This is a genomic window from Devosia sp. Root436 (assembly GCF_001426345.1).
In the GTDB taxonomy this organism is placed as follows: domain Bacteria; phylum Pseudomonadota; class Alphaproteobacteria; order Rhizobiales; family Devosiaceae; genus Devosia.
The window spans coordinates 271,431-287,991 of sequence record NZ_LMEM01000010.1; the positions used below are offsets into that span (position 1 = coordinate 271,431).

At 63.8% G+C, this 16,561-nt stretch carries 18 protein-coding genes; 10 read left to right on the plus strand and 8 right to left on the minus strand.

The genetic code is table 11. The annotated features are described in order from the left end of the window. The first annotated feature begins 9 nt into the window (after nt 1–9). The 5 genes from mnmE (at nt 10) to ASD04_RS10190 (ending at nt 5,636) form a co-directional block, all read left to right on the plus strand. A complete protein-coding gene (mnmE, locus tag ASD04_RS10170) occupies nt 10–1,296 on the plus strand; it encodes a tRNA uridine-5-carboxymethylaminomethyl(34) synthesis GTPase MnmE (RefSeq protein ID WP_056256052.1) in 1,287 nt (428 codons plus the stop codon). A gap of 116 nt (nt 1,297–1,412) precedes the next feature. Then, nucleotides 1,413–3,275 (plus strand): tRNA uridine-5-carboxymethylaminomethyl(34) synthesis enzyme MnmG, encoded by a 1,863-nt coding sequence (gene mnmG / locus ASD04_RS10175; protein WP_056256054.1) that lies wholly within the window; start codon nt 1,413–1,415, stop codon nt 3,273–3,275. Further along, a complete protein-coding gene (gene rsmG, locus ASD04_RS10180; protein ID WP_056256057.1) occupies nt 3,275–3,922 on the plus strand; it encodes a 16S rRNA (guanine(527)-N(7))-methyltransferase RsmG in 648 nt (215 codons plus the stop codon). The genes mnmG and rsmG overlap by 1 nt, the downstream gene beginning before the upstream one ends. A 27-nt stretch (nt 3,923–3,949) precedes the next feature. After that, nucleotides 3,950–4,750 (plus strand): ParA family protein, encoded by an 801-nt coding sequence (locus ASD04_RS10185; RefSeq protein ID WP_056256061.1) that lies wholly within the window; start codon nt 3,950–3,952, stop codon nt 4,748–4,750. A gap of 10 nt (nt 4,751–4,760) precedes the next feature. Beyond that, on the plus strand, nt 4,761–5,636 hold the full coding sequence (locus ASD04_RS10190) for a ParB/RepB/Spo0J family partition protein (protein ID WP_056256062.1): 876 nt from the start codon (nt 4,761–4,763) through the stop codon (nt 5,634–5,636). A gap of 69 nt (nt 5,637–5,705) precedes the next feature. Here the strand turns inward: ASD04_RS10190 and holA are convergent, their stop codons facing one another. From holA to leuS, 3 genes are read right to left on the minus strand one after another with little or no spacing between them, the layout of a single operon-like run. Beyond that, nucleotides 5,706–6,728, minus strand: a complete 1,023-nt coding sequence (gene holA / locus ASD04_RS10195; protein WP_056256065.1) for a DNA polymerase III subunit delta — start codon at nt 6,726–6,728, stop codon at nt 5,706–5,708. After that, on the minus strand, nt 6,728–7,234 hold the full coding sequence (locus tag ASD04_RS10200) for a hypothetical protein (protein WP_056256068.1): 507 nt from the start codon (nt 7,232–7,234) through the stop codon (nt 6,728–6,730). The genes holA and ASD04_RS10200 overlap by 1 nt, the downstream gene beginning before the upstream one ends. Continuing rightward, a complete protein-coding gene (gene leuS, locus ASD04_RS10205; RefSeq protein WP_056256069.1) occupies nt 7,221–9,875 on the minus strand; it encodes a leucine--tRNA ligase in 2,655 nt (884 codons plus the stop codon). The genes ASD04_RS10200 and leuS overlap by 14 nt, the downstream gene beginning before the upstream one ends. A 130-nt stretch (nt 9,876–10,005) precedes the next feature. Between leuS and ASD04_RS10210 the strand changes: the two genes are divergently transcribed. Continuing rightward, the gene (locus tag ASD04_RS10210) at nt 10,006–10,680 is read left to right on the plus strand and encodes a YggS family pyridoxal phosphate-dependent enzyme (protein ID WP_056256072.1); all 675 of its coding nucleotides are present in this window, start codon (nt 10,006–10,008) and stop codon (nt 10,678–10,680) included. A gap of 17 nt (nt 10,681–10,697) precedes the next feature. On the opposite strand, the gene ASD04_RS19415 is transcribed toward ASD04_RS10210, so the two are convergent. Beyond that, nucleotides 10,698–10,844 (minus strand): hypothetical protein, encoded by a 147-nt coding sequence (locus tag ASD04_RS19415; RefSeq protein ID WP_156461197.1) that lies wholly within the window; start codon nt 10,842–10,844, stop codon nt 10,698–10,700. Between ASD04_RS19415 and ASD04_RS10215 the strand changes: the two genes are divergently transcribed. The 3 genes from ASD04_RS10215 to ASD04_RS10225 all read left to right on the plus strand — a co-directional run bounded on the left by ASD04_RS10215 (nt 10,837) and on the right by ASD04_RS10225 (nt 12,817). Next, on the plus strand, nt 10,837–11,520 hold the full coding sequence (locus ASD04_RS10215; RefSeq protein ID WP_056256075.1) for a response regulator transcription factor: 684 nt from the start codon (nt 10,837–10,839) through the stop codon (nt 11,518–11,520). The genes ASD04_RS19415 and ASD04_RS10215 overlap by 8 nt on opposite strands. Nucleotides 11,521–11,624: 104 nt before the next feature. Further along, complete coding sequence (locus ASD04_RS10220) at nt 11,625–12,092, plus strand: cyclic nucleotide-binding domain-containing protein (RefSeq protein WP_056256077.1); 468 nt, start codon at nt 11,625–11,627, stop codon at nt 12,090–12,092. Between the two features lie 68 nt (nt 12,093–12,160). Further along, a complete protein-coding gene (locus ASD04_RS10225; protein ID WP_056256079.1) occupies nt 12,161–12,817 on the plus strand; it encodes a DUF930 domain-containing protein in 657 nt (218 codons plus the stop codon). 10 nt (nt 12,818–12,827) lie between these two features. Here ASD04_RS10225 and ASD04_RS10230 read toward each other — a convergent pair whose 3' ends face one another. The 4 genes from ASD04_RS10230 to rimM all read right to left on the minus strand — a co-directional run bounded on the left by ASD04_RS10230 (nt 12,828) and on the right by rimM (nt 16,141). Then, entirely contained in the window at nt 12,828–13,640 is an 813-nt protein-coding gene (locus tag ASD04_RS10230) for an exodeoxyribonuclease III (RefSeq protein ID WP_056256082.1), read from the minus strand. A 501-nt stretch (nt 13,641–14,141) separates the two neighbouring features. Further along, complete coding sequence (rplS, locus tag ASD04_RS10235) at nt 14,142–14,693, minus strand: 50S ribosomal protein L19 (protein ID WP_056256085.1); 552 nt, start codon at nt 14,691–14,693, stop codon at nt 14,142–14,144. Nucleotides 14,694–14,927: 234 nt separating this feature from the next. Then, on the minus strand, nt 14,928–15,611 hold the full coding sequence (gene trmD, locus ASD04_RS10240) for a tRNA (guanosine(37)-N1)-methyltransferase TrmD (RefSeq protein ID WP_056256087.1): 684 nt from the start codon (nt 15,609–15,611) through the stop codon (nt 14,928–14,930). Continuing rightward, nucleotides 15,608–16,141, minus strand: a complete 534-nt coding sequence (rimM, locus tag ASD04_RS10245; protein WP_056256093.1) for a ribosome maturation factor RimM — start codon at nt 16,139–16,141, stop codon at nt 15,608–15,610. The genes trmD and rimM overlap by 4 nt, the downstream gene beginning before the upstream one ends. 115 nt (nt 16,142–16,256) lie before the next feature. On the opposite strand from rimM, the gene ASD04_RS19600 reads away from it, so the two are divergent. Continuing rightward, nucleotides 16,257–16,553: a hypothetical protein gene (locus ASD04_RS19600; RefSeq protein WP_056256096.1), complete on the plus strand. Its 297-nt coding sequence runs from the start codon at nt 16,257–16,259 to the stop codon at nt 16,551–16,553. Nucleotides 16,554–16,561 lie beyond the last annotated feature (8 nt).

The window sequence follows — 16,561 nt, forward strand, 5'->3', positions numbered from 1 at the left end:
CTGACCGCCATGCGGTCGGGTGATACAATCGTGGCGCTGTCCTCCGGGGCACCGCCTTCCGGGGTGGCGGTCATCCGTCTCTCCGGGCCCGATGTGGCTTCCATAATCGAAGACATTGCCGGCACAATCCCCGAACCGCGCCGCCTGACATTGCGGCCCGTCGGCCGCGATTCGCTGCTCGATCGTGGACTCCTCGCCTGGTTTCCGGGGCCGCACAGCTTTACCGGCGAAGACTGCGCCGAATTGCAGGTGCATGGCTCGCCCGCCGGTGTGCGGGCTATCATCAAGCTCATCACCTCAAAGGGTGCGCGCCTGGCCGAAGCCGGCGAATTTACCCGCCGCGCCTTTGAAAACGGCAAGCTGGACCTGGTCGAGATCGAAGGTCTTGGCGACCTGCTGGATGCCGAAACCGAAAACCAGCGCCGCCAGGCGCTCGCCCGCTTCGAGGGCGGGCTGTCGCAAAAGATCGATGCCTGGCGCGATCAGCTGCTCGACCTGCGCGCCGAGATCGAGGCTCGGCTGGACTTTTCCGACGAAGGCGATGTCGGCGACCTGCCGGACAGTTTTGGCGGAAGCATCGCTGTCCTGCGCCGGGATATCGGCGCCGCCCTCGCCTCCCTGGAGCACGGCCGTATTATCCGCGAAGGCGTCCGCGTTGCCCTGGCTGGCGCGCCCAACGCCGGAAAATCCAGCCTGCTCAATGCCTTGGCCCGATCCGACATTGCCATCGTCACCGACGAGGCCGGCACCACACGCGACGTGCGCGAGGTGCCGCTCGATATCAATGGCCAGCTCTATGTCCTGCTCGACCTGGCGGGGTTGCGTGAGACAGAGAGCAAGGCCGAGGCCGAGGGCGTGCGCCGCGCTCGCCAGGCCATCGAGCAGGCTGATATCGTGCTCTGGCTGCACGCCCCCGACATTGCCGGCGTTTGCGAGCCGCATGGCGACAGAATCATTAAGGTGGGCACCAAGCGCGATCTTGGCCCGGTGCCCGGCATGGATGTCGAGGTGTCGGCACAATCGGGTGCCGGCCTCGATATATTGCTGCGGCGGATCGAGGCCATTGGCGAGCTGCTGTCCGGCGGCGAACCGGCCTTGCTGAGCCGCGAGCGCGACCGCCTCGCGCTTGAGAGTGCAAATGAATCGCTGGACGCGGCGCGGCGGCAACTGGCGGTACCCGAACTGGCCGCCGAAAGCCTGCGCATCGCCTCGCAATCATTGGAACGGCTGGTGGGACGCCTTGATGCGGAACGCGTGCTGGATCGCCTGTTTGCCAGCTTCTGCATCGGAAAATGATTCACGTGAAACATCAGAAGTGAGCCTGTCGAACCACGAGGGCAGGGCGGCGCGGCCGCAGGCCAATTGATTCACGTGAAACATTGGCCTATTGAGCCAGCTCTGGAGACAGACCCATGAGCGACTATGCCGTTATCATCGTTGGGGGAGGCCATGCCGGCTGCGAAGCGGCGGCGGCGGCGGCGCGCCTGGGCGTGCCCACGGCGCTGGTGACGCATCGCTTCGCCACGATCGGTGAGATGAGCTGCAATCCGGCCATTGGCGGCCTTGGCAAGGGCCATCTGGTGCGCGAGATCGACGCGCTGGACGGGCTGATGGGCCGCGTCGCCGACCAGGCCGGCATCCAGTTCCGCGTGCTCAATCGTCGCAAGGGCCCCGCCGTACGCGGCCCGCGCGCCCAGGCCGACCGCAAGCTTTATCGCGAAGCGATGCAGGCAGCGATATCAGCGCAGGCCAATCTCGACGTGATCGAAGGCGAAGTCGACGATATCGAAGTCACCGACGGCGCGGTCAGTGGCGTCGTGCTGCTCGATGGCCGCCGCCTCGGCACCAAGGCGGTGGTCCTGACCACCGGCACTTTCCTGCGCGGCCTGATCCATCGCGGCGAGGAAACCACGCCAGCCGGCCGCGTCGGCGAAAAGCCGGTTCTGGGCCTTTCCACGCGCCTTGAAAATCTCGGCCTGCAGCTCGGCCGTCTCAAGACCGGCACCCCGGCGCGGCTCGATGGCACCAGCATCGATTATTCGGTGCTGGAGGAACAGCCGGGCGACAATCCGCCCGAGGCCTTTTCGGCGCTGACCAGGGCGATCATCACACCCCAGGTGTCCTGCCACATCACGCGAACCACGGCCGAGACACATCGCATCATCTCTGAAAATCTGCATCGCTCGGCCATGTATTCCGGACGTATCCAAAGCCGCGGCCCGCGCTATTGTCCGTCCATCGAGGACAAGGTGGTGCGCTTCGCCGATCGAGACAGCCATCAGATTTTTCTTGAGCCAGAGGGACTTGAGGACAAGACCATTTATCCCAATGGCCTGTCGACCTCGCTGCCGTCAGAGGTGCAGGAGGCCTTTCTGCGCTCCATGCCGGGGCTCGAAAATGTTCGCATTGTCAGGCCGGGCTATGCCATCGAATATGACTATGTCGATCCGCGCGAGTTGCGGGCGACGCTCGAGGTCAAGCGCCAGCCCGGCCTGTACCTGGCTGGCCAGATCAACGGCACCACGGGCTATGAAGAAGCCGGCGCGCAAGGCCTGCTGGCCGGCGCCAATGCGGCTTTGGCCGCGATGGGCCGCGAGCCGATGATTCTGTCGCGCACCGAGAGTTATCTCGGCGTGATGGTGGATGACCTGGTGACGCGCGGCGTCAGCGAGCCCTATCGCATGTTCACCTCACGCGCCGAGTTCCGCCTGCATCTGCGCGCCGACAATGCCGACCAGCGGCTGACGCCGCTGGGGGTGGAGAAAGGCCTGGTCGGAGAAGAGCGCCGCGCTCTATTTGTCGCCAAGGCCGATGCGCTCGGCAAGGGCCGCGCTTTGCTGACCCGTCTGATGGCCTCGCCCAATGCAGCTCGCAAGGCGGGCATTGCCGTCAATGAAGACGGCAAGCTGCGGTCGGCTTTTGACCTGCTGTCCTATCCTGATGTCACGCCGGCGGATGCCGGCCAGCTTTGGCCGGAAGTGCTTGAAATACCGTCTGAAATCATCGAGCAACTGGTTGTCGATGCGCAATATGCGGTCTATCTCGAGCGCCAGCGCGACGACATCGATGCGGTGCGGCGTGACGAGCAGAAGCCGATCCCCGATCATCTCGACTATGCGGCGATCCCAGGTCTGTCGATGGAACTGCGGCAGAAACTGCAGCAATACCGGCCGCAGACCATTGCCCAGGCTCAGGCCATGGATGGGATGACGCCGGCAGCGGTGACTTTGCTGCTGGCCGTTATTCGCCGCGGCGACCTGCGCAAGGCCGGCTGATGGCCGATATTGACGCCATCGCGCCTTACGCGGCGCATTTCACGCGGCCGCTGGCCGATGTTGCTGCCGATCTGGAATCCTATGCTCAGCTGCTGAGGAAGTGGCAGGCGGTACAGAATCTTGTTTCACGTGAAACATTGAATTTGGTCTGGTCCCGCCATTTTGCCGATAGCTTGCAGGTACTGCCGCTATTAGCAGCGGATGACCACGCCTTTCTCGATCTTGGCAGCGGTGGCGGCCTGCCGGCCCTGCCGCTGGCCATTGCGCTCAAGAGCCCAAATCACCACTTCACGCTTATCGAGCCCAATGGCAGAAAGGTGAGCTTTCTGCGCACCGTGGCCCGCGAGCTGGGTCTTATCGTCACGGTCGAGGGGGCGCGCAGCGACCAAATTGATTCACGTGAAACACCGGTGCCTGACGTGATTACATCGCGCGCGCTGGCCGGTTTGCCGGTCCTGTGCGGTTGGATGCAGCCCTTCTTTAGCCCGGAAACGCGGGCAATTCTGCATAAGGGCAGGGAACATGTTGAAGAACTGGCGGAAGCGGTTCCGCATTGGGACTTTAACGTGGTAATAACCAGGAGCGACACCGATGCTGAAGGTGTCCTGCTCACGCTCAAGAATTTGCGTTCGAAAACAGTGAGTTAGTTAGCGGCGAACGAGCTGGAGGCCATTGTGGCGCCCCGTATCCTGACATTGGCGAACCAGAAGGGCGGCGTGGGCAAGACCACGACCGCCATCAATCTTGCGACCGCCTTGGCCGCCATTGGCGAGCGCGTGCTGATCGTCGATCTCGATCCGCAGGGCAATGCCTCCACCGGACTCGGCATTTCGCGCACCGATCGCGACGTGTCGTCCTATGACCTCCTGGTCGGGGAAGCCAGCGTGGCGCAGGCGGCCATCATGACGTCGGTGCCCAATGTGGCTATCGTCCCCTCGACCATGGATTTGCTGGGCGTGGAGTTGACCATTGCCGGGCATGCGGACCGCGCCTTCAAGCTGCGCAATGCGTTCAAGCAGCTCGGCGACCTCAGCATCAACGAGAAGCCGGTAAGCTATATCCTCATCGACTGCCCGCCTTCGCTGAACCTGCTCACCGTCAATTCTCTGGTCGCGGCCGATGCGGTGCTGGTCCCCTTGCAATGCGAGTTCTTCGCGCTGGAGGGCTTGAGCCAACTGCTTCAAACTATTGAGCAAATCCGCTCGACGCTCAATCCGCGCCTGTCCATCCAGGGCGTGGTCATGACCATGTTCGACAAGCGCAACAACCTCTCCGAACAGGTGTTGCAGGATGTGCGGCAGGAGATGGGCAATCTTGTCTACGACACGGTCATTCCACGCAACGTGCGGCTCAGCGAGGCGCCATCCTATGGCAAGCCGGCTTTGCTCTATGATCTCAAATGCGCCGGCAGCCAGGCTTATCTGCGCCTGGCCACCGAAGTAATCCGCCGCGAGCGGCAGCTCAACGCGGCATAGGAGTTCCACCATGAACGACAGACCCACACGTCTTGGCCGCGGGCTTGCGGCGCTGATTGGCGACATGGCCACCGTGGAAGGCGCGCGCGTCACCGAATCGGGCGGGGTCAAGCGCCTGCCGGTGGAATTCATCATCGCCAACCGCGCCAATCCCCGCCGCACCTTCGATCCGGACCAGCTCGAGGAGCTGACCAATTCGATTCGCGAAAAGGGCGTGATGCAGCCTCTGCTGGTGCGGCCGAGCGACGATCCCAATATTTTCGAGCTGATTGCCGGCGAGCGCCGCTGGCGCGCCGCGCAGAAGGCGGGTCTGCATGATGTGCCGGTCATCGTGCGCGAAGTGGGCGACAAGGAAGCGCTCGAACTCGCCATTATCGAGAACGTGCAGCGTGCCGATCTCAATCCGCTTGAAGAAGCCATGGGTTACGGGCAACTGATCGAGCAGTTCGATTATACCCAGCAGGATTTGGCGCAGGTTATCGGCAAGAGCCGCTCGCATGTCGCCAACACCTTGCGCCTGCTGCGCCTGCCAGAGGACGTGCGCGGCATGGTGGCCAGCGGCACATTGACGGCGGGTCATGCCCGCACACTGATCACCGCCGAGGATCCGGCCACCCTGGCCCGCCAGATCGTCGCTGGCGGCCTGTCGGTGCGCGAGGCCGAGGCCCTGAGCCAGCAGCGCGATGTCGCCGGCACCAAAAAGCCCAGCGCAGCCCAAAGCCAGCGCGATGCAGATACGGTGGCGCTGGAACGCCGGCTGTCCGATGCGCTGGGGCTTTCGGTGTCGCTGGCGCATAGCGAACGCGGCGGCAAGCTCGAAATCCGCTACAAGACGCTGGAACAGCTCGACGGCATCTGCGTGAAGCTCACGGGCTATCCCAACTAACAGCCACTTCGACACAACCTACGGTGTCATTCCCGCCGGCTGCCCGTTTCACGTGAAACGCGGCGCTGGCTAGTGCGCGGCGGCCATCATGCAGATGGCGAGCAGGGCGCGGCGCAGGCTGGCTTCGGCCAGAGCCGGGCGGCGCCGGCTGTCGGCCGTGGTCTGCAGGATGCGGTCGGTGGCGGTCGCCAAAGCTGCGTCCGACCACAGGCGCAATTGCTGTTCGAGGCTGGAAATCCGCGAAAAATGCGGTTTTGGCCGCAGGCCTTCCAGCACCATGCGCGGCGCCTTGCCGGCATCCACCTCGGTCCGCCAGCGGCGCAGATTGGCGAAATGAATGGTGCACATGGCCAGGAGGCGCTGCGGATCGACCGCCGATGACAAAGCGCGGTTGAGCGCCAGTTCCAGTTTTTCGGCATGGCCGCCGCCGGTGGCGTCGAGAATGGCGTCGATGGTCAACATGCCATTGTCGGCACAGAGCAGCAGCACGTCCTCGCGGGTCAGGTTCTTGCTGGATGCGGCGTAGAGGCAGAGCTTTTCCAGCTCGCGGCGGGTGATTTCGCGGTCATTGCCGAGGATTTCGCGCAAAGTGGCGACCACATCGGCGTCGATGCGGATGCCGTTCTGGTTGAAGGTCTCGCGAATCAGCGCCTGCAAGGTCTCGTCGCTATCGGGATAGCAGGGCAAAGCGCGGCCGAGCGTGGCGGCTTCCACCAAGGCGCGCAAGGCATCCTTAGGTGCCAGGTTGCCCGCTTCGAGCACGATGGCGGCGCCGGCAGGATCGTCACGCAATTCGGTCAGCGTCATCACCAGCGATTTACCGGCACCGCGCACGCGCACGATGCGCTTGCCACCGAACAGCGACATGGTGCGGGCTTCCACCGCCAGGATGGAGGGATCGGCATCCACTTCTGCCCCATCGAGCGTGATGACGCTGGCCGCTTCCGGATCGTCACCGCTCAACTGGCGGATCAGGCGCTGCGCCGTTTCGCGCACCAGGCCCGCATCGGGGCCATAGGCCAGGAAAATGCCCTCGGTCAGGTCCGGCCGGATGAGGAAACGGGCGACTTCATGTGCCTTGAGAGCCGTCATCAGCGGCTGAGCGAGGCCAGCATGGCCAGCCGCAGCGATTCGGCGGCCGCCCGGGCGGCACGCTCGGCGGCCTCGGCGCCGGCCGCCGTATCGGCCAGGACCTGGCCGCTGGTGGTATATTCGGCACTGGCGGTGCGGGTGAAGGTGATCGGCGCGGTGCCGGTCTCGTCCCGCTGGGTGATGGTCAGCGTGGCGGTGACGGTCATCCGGCTCAGCTTGTTGGGATTGGCCGTCGCCGACAGGCCGACAACCGCCGATGACGAGCTTGCCGACACAGTTGCCAGCGGCGCCGTTGCGGCGTCCGACGTGCCGAAACGTAGTGCCAGTTCCTGGTAGATGACCTGTTCGAGCCGCGAATTGGGCCTGGCATAGGCCAGCTCGAGCATGGGTTGGCTGGCCAGCGCGCCGCTATAGACCGGGGAGAAGCTGCAGGCGCCCAGCGCCGTCCCAAGGCCAACCAGCAAGCCGGCGGCAACGATACGGCGCAGGGGCTTAGACAACGACATTGACGATCCTGTCCGGGACGATGACGATCTTCTTGGGAGCCTTGCCATCAAGAATGCGGGCAATCTCGTCCATTGACAAGACCAGCTTTTCCACCTCCGCGGCGGGCGTGCCCTTGGCAACGGTGATTTCGCCGCGGCGCTTGCCATTGACCTGGATCGGCATGGTCACCGTGTCATCGACCAGCAGAGCCGGATCCACTTCGGGCCAGGGCGCGTCGGTAACCAGGCCCGGTTTGCCCAGAGCCTGCCAGCAGGTCTCGGCCAGATGCGGCATCATCGGTGCGATGAGCTGGACCAGGCGCTCCACGCCCTGCTGCAGGGCATCCAGACGCGCCGCCGGAGCCGCCGAAACCAGCCCGGCGCCGCGCACCAGGGCGTTGGTCAGCTCATAAATCTGGGCCACGGCGCGGTTGAAGCGCAGGCCCTCGATATCGGCGCCGACATGATGCACGGCGCGATGCACCGCCTTGCGCAGGGTTTTGGCCTCATCGTCATCCGAACCATGAACAATGTCCGAAGACTGTTTCGCCAGATCGATAGTTTCGCCGACCAGCCGCCACACGCGCTGCTGGAAGCGGCTCGCGCCCTCGACGCCGGCCTCGGTCCACTGCACGTCGCGTTCCGGCGGGGAATCCGACAGCATGAACCAGCGCGCCGTATCGGCGCCATAGCTGGCCACGATCTCGTCGGGATCGACCACATTCTTCTTGGATTTGCTCATCTTTTCGATCGAACCGATGGCGATCGGCTCGCTCGAGCGGATATGGCGGGCGGTGCGCTGCTCGCCATTGGTCTCGACCACCACTTCGGTCGGCGGCACCCACTCGCCCGCTGGCGACTTGTAGGTCTCGTGGGTCACCATGCCCTGGGTGAACAGGCCCTTGAACGGCTCGTCCAGCCCCACATGGCCGGTGGCCTTCATGGCGCGGGTAAAGAAGCGCGAATAGAGCAGGTGCAGAATGGCGTGTTCCACCCCGCCGATATACTGATCAACCGGCAGCCAGCGATCGGCAATGGCCGGAATGGTCGGCGTATCGGCGTCGGGCGCGGTGAAGCGGGCGAAATACCAGGACGAATCGACGAACGTGTCCATGGTATCGGTTTCGCGCCGGGCCGCGCCGCCGCATTGCGGGCAGTTCACATGCTTCCAGCTGGGGTGATGGTCGAGCGCATTGCCGGGCTTGTCGAAGCTGACGTCATCAGGCAGCACCACCGGCAAGTCCTTCTTGGGTACCGGAATGGTGCCGCAGACCTCGCAATGGATGATCGGGATGGGCGCACCCCAATAGCGCTGGCGCGACAGGCCCCAGTCGCGCAGGCGATAATTCACCTCCACCGTGCCCTGCGCCTGGCCATCGACCTTGCGCGCGGCAAAATGGGCGGCAATGGCCTTCTTGGCGGCTTCGATCTCAAGACCGTCCAGGAAACCAGAATTGAATATCTTGCCAGGTCCCACATATGCTTCCGTCTCGGAAGCCATCTTGCTTATGAACGCGTCAGGGTCTGCGTCGGCATACCCGGCCTCAGTATGCACCAGGGGCAGGACGACGGGGATAACTGGCAGGTCGTATTTGCGGGCGAAGTCGAGGTCGCGCTGGTCATGCGCCGGGCATCCGAAAATGGCGCCGGTGCCATAGTCCATCAGCACGAAATTGGCGACATAGACGGGCAGGGTCGCGCCCTCGATCACCGGATGCTTGACGCGCAGCCCGGTGAACAGGCCCAGTTTTTCGCCCTTTTCCAGGGTTTCGGTGGCGGTGCCATGGCGATGGCATTCGGCCACGAATTCAGCCAGAGCCGGGTTGCCCGCCGCCAGTTCCGAAGTCAGCGGATGGTCGGGCGACAGCGCGATGAAGGAAGCGCCGAAAATGGTGTCCGGCCGCGTGGTGAAAACCTCGATGCTGCTCGCTGCCGTGGTCTGACCAGGCTCCAGTTCGAACAGCAGCCGCAGCCCCTCGGATTTGCCGATCCAGTTGCGCTGCATGATGCGCACCTTTTCCGGCCATTCGGTCAGCCCGTCCAGCGCTTCCAGCAGCTCTTCGGCATAGTCCGAAATCTTGAAGAACCACTGGGTCAGCTCGCGCTGTTCCACGACGGCGCCCGAGCGCCAGCCGCGCCCGTCGATGACCTGCTCATTGGCCAGCACGGTCATGTCCACGGGGTCCCAGTTGACCTTGGATTTCTTGCGGGTGACCAGGCCGGCCGCGAGCATGTCGATGAACATGGCCTGCTGGTGCCGGTAATAGTCCGGCTCGCAGGTGGCGATTTCGCGGGTCCAGTCGATGGCCAGGCCCATGGACTTGAGCTGGGCCTTCATGGCTTCGATATTCTGCCGGGTCCAGATGCCCGGATTCATGCCGCGCTCGATGGCGGCATTTTCCGCGGGCAGGCCAAAGGCGTCCCAGCCCATGGGGTGCAGCACATTGCGGCCCTTGGCGCGATAATAGCGCGCCACCACGTCGCCCATGGAATAGTTGCGCACATGGCCCATATGGATGCGGCCCGAGGGATAGGGGAACATCTCGAGGACGTAATAGGGCTCGCGCGGATCGTCATTGGAGCTGACAAAGCTGCGGGCATCGTCCCACACCTTTTGCCATTTCGGTTCCATTTCACGCGGATTGTAGCGTTCGCCGCTCACTGAATTCGTCCTTGGATTATCTTTCGCAAGCGCCGGGTAAAGTTCGGTCTGGCTTGCGTTTAGGGGGGATTTTGGCTACCGGACCATCACCAGAAATACAAGCCAAGGTCAACAGGAACAGGGCGAAAGCATGGATACCGCCGCCGCTACCAGCCTAGTTGCCATCAATGATCGCATCGCCCGCGCTCATGCCCGCTTCGGCGCCCCGCCCGAGGCGGTGGAGCTGGTCGCCGTCTCCAAGACCTTTCCAGCCGAGGCGATCGCGCCATTCCTGGCGGCAGGCCAGCGCGTGTTTGGTGAAAACCGGGTGCAGGAGGCCAAGGACAAGTGGCCCGGCCTGCGCCAGCTTTATCCGGATGTGGTGCTCCATCTCATCGGGCCGCTGCAGACCAACAAGGCGCGCGAGGCGGTGGCGCTGTTCGATGTCATCGAGACACTGGATCGCGACAAGCTGGCCGGCGTGCTGGCCGCCGAAATGGCGCGCGCCGGCCGCTGGCTGCCCTGTTTCGTCCAGGTCAATATCGGGCTCGAAGAGCAGAAGGCCGGCATCGCCCCGGCCGAAACCGCCGCCTTCGTCGCCCGCTGCCGCGATGTGCACGGGCTCGATATTGCCGGCCTCATGTGCATCCCGCCCGATGGCGTGCCGCCCGGCCCCTATTTCGCCCATCTCGCCACCCTCGCCCGCGACGCCGGTGTCAGCGGCCTCTCCATGGGGATGAGCGGCGATTTCGAAGCCGGCATCGCCATGGGCGCAACCCATGTCCGGGTGGGCAGTGCGCTGTTCGGGCACCGGGAGCGCGTCTAGCGCACGACCACCGCTGCTTATTGCCAGCGAACTGCAACTTCCTGCCGCTTTTCTTCGTTGCTCATGCCTGTAACGCCGTTGTGATTGGCTGGCCAAAAACCGGTCGCAATATTGTGACCCTTGGCGGGGGCCGACGCAAAAAGACCGGAGAAAACAATGAACAAGCGACGCATCCTGCTGGTGGACGACGACGCTGATCTGCGCCAGACGCTGGTTGACCAGCTCGAGAGCTTCAATGAGTTCGAAATCATGCAGGCGGCGACGGCCAATGATGCGCTCAAGGCGACGCGCGAAAACAATATCGACCTGATGATTCTCGATGTCGGCCTGCCGGACATGGATGGGCGCGAAGCGGTCAAGGTATTGCGCAGCGAGGGCTATAAAAGCCCGATCCTGATGCTGACCGGGCATGACAGCGACGCCGACCAGATACGGGGCCTCGATTCGGGCGCCAATGACTATCTCACCAAGCCATTCCGTTTCCCGGTGCTGCTGGCCCGCATCAATTCCGCCTTGCGCCAGCACGACCAGAGCGAGGATGTGGTTTTCACCATCGGCCAATACAGCTTCCAGCCCTCGGCCAAGATTCTGGAGGCCAATGACGGCGGCAAGGTGCGGCTGACCGACAAGGAAACCTCCATCCTCAAATACCTCTACCGCCAGGGCCCCAAGACCATCACCCGCGACGTGCTGCTCAAGGAAGTCTGGGGCTACAATAACCGCGTCACCACCCATACGCTGGAAACCCATATCTATCGCCTGCGCCAGAAGATCGAGCGCGACCCCTCCAATGCCCGCCTGCTGGTGACCGAAGAAGGTGGCTATCGCCTGGTGCCCTAAACCCGGTGGACCGGCACAAAATCGAGTACAAACCAGCATGAAATGCCCTATAGGATGAGGTGGCTCCGCTCCGGTGGGGTCACTGGCGCATCCGGATTGGGCATATGATCAGGGACGATGCGGCCGAGGCACTGGGCCGGGCCGAATTCTTCGATATCTGCGACGACGAGCAGCGGCGCATGCTGGCCTTTGCCGGCGATGTCAGGCATTTCGATCCCGATGCGGTGCTCTACCAGGCCGGCGACATGCCGCAGGGAGCGTTCGTGCTGCTCGAGGGCACGCTCAAGGCCAAGCCGGAAGGGCCGGGCGCCGGCAAGCCCTATGCCATTTCCGAGCCGGGCAGCGTGGTGTCGGCCATGGCGCTGATCCTCAGCAAGCCGCGGCCCGTGACCGTCACCGCCGTCACCGACACGCGAACGCTGTTCGTGCCGCGGACCGCCTTCCTCAAGCTGGTGCAGCAATCGCCCGAGCTGGCGCAGCGCGCCGTGGCGCGGGTCGAGCGTGAGCTGGGCGATTATCTGGGCGCGCTCGAGCCGGCACATCGCAAGATGAAGGCGGACGAGGGCGGCTGAACCGGCCCGCAAAAGGGCGCAAAGTCATGCCAGTGACGGCCCCGTCAGTTCGCGCGCACCCTCTCGACATGCTTCACTCCGCCGACACCATGGTTCGCTGGACGCTGCCGGTATCGGTCGTCATTCATGGCGGGCTGCTGGCGGCCCTGCTGGCATTGGCGGTGCCGCGCAGCCTGGAGCGCCCGGCGCAGCACGTGATTTCGGTCGAGCTGGTCCGCCCCGCGCCACAATCGCCACCGCCCGCCGTGGCGAGCGCCGAGCCGGCGCCAAAGCCCGCAGCCGTGCCCGAAGCGCCGCCGCCTGTGCCCACAGCCAGCGCCGATGATGGCATGATCGCCGCGACCGACTTCTATGCCGGCGGCATCCTGGCCGATCCTGCCAATGCCGAGGTCCGCAGGAATTTTCCGCTGCTGGCCAGCAGCGAACAGGTTACCCAGCTCTGCAACATGGAAGCGCTGGAGCAATTGCGGCTGGCCGACCCGGCCGTGCCGGCCGACGCCCTGGTGGGCTATGCCTTTGACAGCATTACCGTCGCCGGCACTGTGCTCGACGCGCCCGATGGCGCCGTGCGCAGCGGCGGAAGCTGGTTTCACTTCCGCTACCATTGTGCGGTGACGCCCGACATAGCCGGCGTCAGCGCCTTTGAATATGCGCTGGGCGCCGCCGTGCCGCCGGAGCAATGGGAAGAGCACTTCCTCAATGGGAATGACGACTGGCTGAACTAGGCGATCGGTCCTAGACCCCGGCAAACCGGGCGATCACAGGCACATGGTCGCTGGGCTGCCTGGCATAGCCGCGGAAGGCCTTGACGATCTCGGTGCCGGTGCAGTGCTCGGCCACGTCCGATGTGGCCCAGATATGGTCGAGCCGCCGGCCCTTGTTGGCCAGCTCCCAATTGGCGCTGCGATAGCTCCACCACGAATAGAGCTTCTGGTCGTGCGGCACATGCTTGCGCACCAGGTCCGTCCAGCCATGCCCGCCATTGAGGATGGCGTTGAGCGCCTCGGTCTCGACCGGGGTGTGGCTGACGATCTTGAGCAATTGCTTGTGGCTCCACACGTCGTTTTCATGCGGGGCGATGTTGAAATCGCCGGCGATGAGATGGCCGCGCTGGAAGATGGGATCGGTGAACCAGCTGGTCAGCTCGCTGAGGAAGCCCAGCTTGTGCTTGAATTTGGGGTTGGTCTCGGGGTCGGGCTCGTCGCCGCCGGCCGGAATGTAGAAATCGTGCAAGGTCACCGGACCATGGCCGAAATCGGTCAGCGCCGAGATATGGCGCGATTCGGGGATGTCGCAGAAGACGCGGCTCGACACATCGGTCAGCGGGAATTTCGAGACGATGGCGACGCCGTGATAGCCCTTCTGCCCATGTACGGCCATGTGCTTGTAGCCGGCCTCGATGAAGGCATTGCGCGGGAACTGGTCATCCAGGCACTTGATCTCCTGGAACATGATGACGTCCGGATGATGCTGGGCGATGAAGTCCAGCACCATGGGCAGGCGCAGCCGGATAGAATTGATGTTCCAGGTGACGATGGAGACGGGCATTTTTGGCCTTTGGTCAGAAGCCTCTTTATCGCGAAGGGCGCGGAGTCTCACAAGCCGAAAATGGCCGGACGTGCGCAATCGCCGCCCGGCTTTCGCTTGCGGTTACACTTGTGATGGGCGGCCTTTGGACCAAGAACTGTCGACATAGAACGGACCAAGGGCCGCCCATCACGGGTCTGGAGTTTCCTCACCGGGTCCGGACACAGGTCCCGGCCCTGCGTCGGGGCCGCGTGATTGGCGGGGATGAGCACAGTATGCACCAGCTTTTTCGAACGGGGATAAGATGGATAAGTGGCGCAAGTTCGCCGGCGTTTTCCCAACCACTGCGCGTCATCCCCGGGCCTGACCCGAGGACCATTGGCCGCTTGTGCCAGGATGAGGCTGGCTCTCGGATCAAGTCCCAGGGCGGTACTGGACGGGAGGCGGAAAAGAGCCTCAGGTCGTGCAACAAAAAACCCGGCCTTGCGACCGGGTTTTTCACATGCGGCAATGTGCCAGGGCTTACTCGGCCTTGGGGGCCTCTTCGGCAGCAGCAGCGGCCTCGGCAGCCTTTGCAGCGGCTGCGGCTTCCGCATCCTTGGCGGCCTGTTCGGCGGCGAACGCCTCGGCGGCAGCGATCTTCTCGGCTTCGCGGGCTTCACGCGCAGCCTGGGCGGCAGTGCGCTCGCCGGCTTCGATCTTCTTGGTGCGCGAATTGGTCGATTCGAAAATACGGGCGGATTTACCGCGACGGTCGCGCAGGTAATAGAGCTTGGCGCGACGGACCTTGCCGCGCTTGAGGACTTCCACGCTCGCCACGTTGGGCGAGTAGTAGGGGAACACGCGCTCGACGCCTTCGCCATACGAAATCTTGCGCACGGTGAAGCTGGCGGTGATGCCGCCGCCATTGAGGGCGATCACGACGCCTTCATAGGCCTGCAGGCGTTCCTTGTCGCCTTCACGGATCTTGACCCACACCTTGATGGTGTCGCCATGGGTGAAGTCGGGCAGTTCGCGCTTGGCGGCAAGAGCAGCAACCTGCTCGGCCTCAAGCTGTTCGATGATATTGGTCATGTCGATTCCGTTCTGAATCTTTTCAAAGGAGCGTTTATCGGGCCTTTCGGCTCGCCGCCCGGTCTTGGTTGGTAACGGAGGTTTTTCGTCTTTTTATTGGTGCGAGCCAGGTCCGATCAGCCCGACATCGCGATAGTGGCGCGGCTATAGGCGAAAAATGCCCGAGAGTCTAGGGTTTGAGTGTCATCAAGGCTGCAAAGAGGCTTTTGGCGACTGCGCTGGCTGGGATTTCGGCTACTCTTCGAGCAAATCCGGCCGCCGCATTGCCGTGAGTTCCCGGCTCCGTTCGGCGCGCCATCTGGCGATCCTGCCATGGTCGCCCGAAGTCAGCACGGCGGGGATATCCATGCCCTCGAAACTTTGCGGGCGGGTATATTGGGGGTATTCCAGCAGCCCGTTCTCGAAGCTCTCGTCGGCGTGGCTGTCCGACCCGCCAAGCACGCCGGGAATGAGCCGCACCACGGCCTCCAGCAGCACCATGGCGGCCACTTCCCCGCCGGCCAGCACATAGTCGCCAATGGAGATTTCTTCGAGCGCACGGCCATCGATGACACGCTGGTCGATACCCTCGAAGCGGCCGCAGACGATGACAGCGCCGGGTCCCAGCGCCAGTTCGCGGGCGCGCGCCTGGGTCAGCGGCGTGCCGCGCGGCGACATCAGGATGCGCGGGCGCGGATCGCCGGCGGGGGATACCGCATCGATGGCCCTGGCCAGGATATCGGGCTTGAGCACCATGCCGGCGCCACCGCCCGAGGGCGTATCGTCCACCGTGCGATGCCGGTCCGTGGCGAAATCGCGCAGGTGGGTGGCCTCGAGCGACCACAGGCCATCGGCCATGCCGCGGCCCAGCACCGAGGCGCCGAGGGGGCCGGGAAACAGTTCGGGGAAAAGCGTGATGATGGCGGCCGAAAAGCTCAATCGGGCTCTTCCTCGCCTTCGGGGGCATCGGTCGGCACGACGATGGTGAGGAAGCCCCCGGCAATGTCGATGTGAGGCACCACGGCCTTGGTGAAGGGGTAGAGATAGGTGTCGCCGCTTTGCGGATCGCGCACCTCGATGAGATCGCCCGCACCGAAATTGGGCATGGCGGAGACCTTGCCGATGACCACGCCGCTATCGAGCCGGACATCGAGCCCGATCAGGTCGGCATGGTAGAAATCGTCTTCGTCCTCGGGTTCGGGCAGCTTGCTGCGATCCACGAAGAGACTGACGCCGTTAAGCTGTTCAGCTGCCGTGCGGTCGGAAATGCCCTTGATGTGAGCGATGACCACATTTTTTTGCAGGCGCACCTTGGTCAGGGTTACGGTCAGGCCCGGCCGGTCGGTATCGAGCGGGCCGTAGCTGCCGATGGCCTCGGGATCCTGGGTATGGGTGGCGATGCGCACCTGGCCCTTGATGCCATGCGCGGCGCCGATCTGGCCGAGAAATATCTGGTTGGACTTGGTCATGCTCGCTCCGGCGGCTGTGCATGGGTCTTAGCAGGCGCCGGGCGGCTTGGGAATTGTGCGGAACCAAGCAGGGGAGGCGGCAATTGTCCAAGCGAAACCGGCAAGGAGCCTATCGATGGCCAGAACTCTCACCGACCGCGACGATATCCGCCAATGGGCCGAAGCCCGGGGCGGCAATCCGATGCTGATGGATACGCCCGACGGCACGGGCATCCGCACGCTGCTGCAACTGACTTTCGGCCAGCACGCCATCAATACCGATGGCAATGAAGGGCCCGACCGCATTGGCGGTTTTCATCTGGTGAGCTGGGAAGAATGGTTTGCCGCGCTGGACGAGGGCGGCCTGGCGCTGCGCGTGTCAGATGACCCGGCGGGCGGCAACGAGGCTGAGTTCGAGTTCGTCGAACGCTAGCGCAAGAC

What these genes read in the sequence shown, in the direction of transcription:
- ASD04_RS19600 (WP_056256096.1), top strand. Translation starts at nt 16,257, where the DNA reads ATGGCCAGAACTCTCACCGACCGCGACGATATCCGCCAATGGGCCGAA.
- mnmE (WP_056256052.1), top strand. Translation starts at nt 10, where the DNA reads ATGCGGTCGGGTGATACAATCGTGGCGCTGTCCTCCGGGGCACCGCCT.
- mnmG (WP_056256054.1), top strand. Translation starts at nt 1,413, where the DNA reads ATGAGCGACTATGCCGTTATCATCGTTGGGGGAGGCCATGCCGGCTGC.
- ASD04_RS10220 (WP_056256077.1), top strand. Translation starts at nt 11,625, where the DNA reads ATGATCAGGGACGATGCGGCCGAGGCACTGGGCCGGGCCGAATTCTTC.
- ASD04_RS10190 (WP_056256062.1), top strand. Translation starts at nt 4,761, where the DNA reads ATGAACGACAGACCCACACGTCTTGGCCGCGGGCTTGCGGCGCTGATT.
- ASD04_RS10225 (WP_056256079.1), top strand. Translation starts at nt 12,161, where the DNA reads ATGCTTCACTCCGCCGACACCATGGTTCGCTGGACGCTGCCGGTATCG.
- rsmG (WP_056256057.1), top strand. Translation starts at nt 3,275, where the DNA reads ATGGCCGATATTGACGCCATCGCGCCTTACGCGGCGCATTTCACGCGG.
- rimM (WP_056256093.1), bottom strand. Translation starts at nt 16,141, where the DNA reads ATGACCAAGTCCAACCAGATATTTCTCGGCCAGATCGGCGCCGCGCAT.
- ASD04_RS10210 (WP_056256072.1), top strand. Translation starts at nt 10,006, where the DNA reads ATGGATACCGCCGCCGCTACCAGCCTAGTTGCCATCAATGATCGCATC.
- holA (WP_056256065.1), bottom strand. Translation starts at nt 6,728, where the DNA reads ATGACGGCTCTCAAGGCACATGAAGTCGCCCGTTTCCTCATCCGGCCG.
- ASD04_RS10215 (WP_056256075.1), top strand. Translation starts at nt 10,837, where the DNA reads ATGAACAAGCGACGCATCCTGCTGGTGGACGACGACGCTGATCTGCGC.
- rplS (WP_056256085.1), bottom strand. Translation starts at nt 14,693, where the DNA reads ATGACCAATATCATCGAACAGCTTGAGGCCGAGCAGGTTGCTGCTCTT.
- ASD04_RS10200 (WP_056256068.1), bottom strand. Translation starts at nt 7,234, where the DNA reads ATGTCGTTGTCTAAGCCCCTGCGCCGTATCGTTGCCGCCGGCTTGCTG.
- ASD04_RS10230 (WP_056256082.1), bottom strand. Translation starts at nt 13,640, where the DNA reads ATGCCCGTCTCCATCGTCACCTGGAACATCAATTCTATCCGGCTGCGC.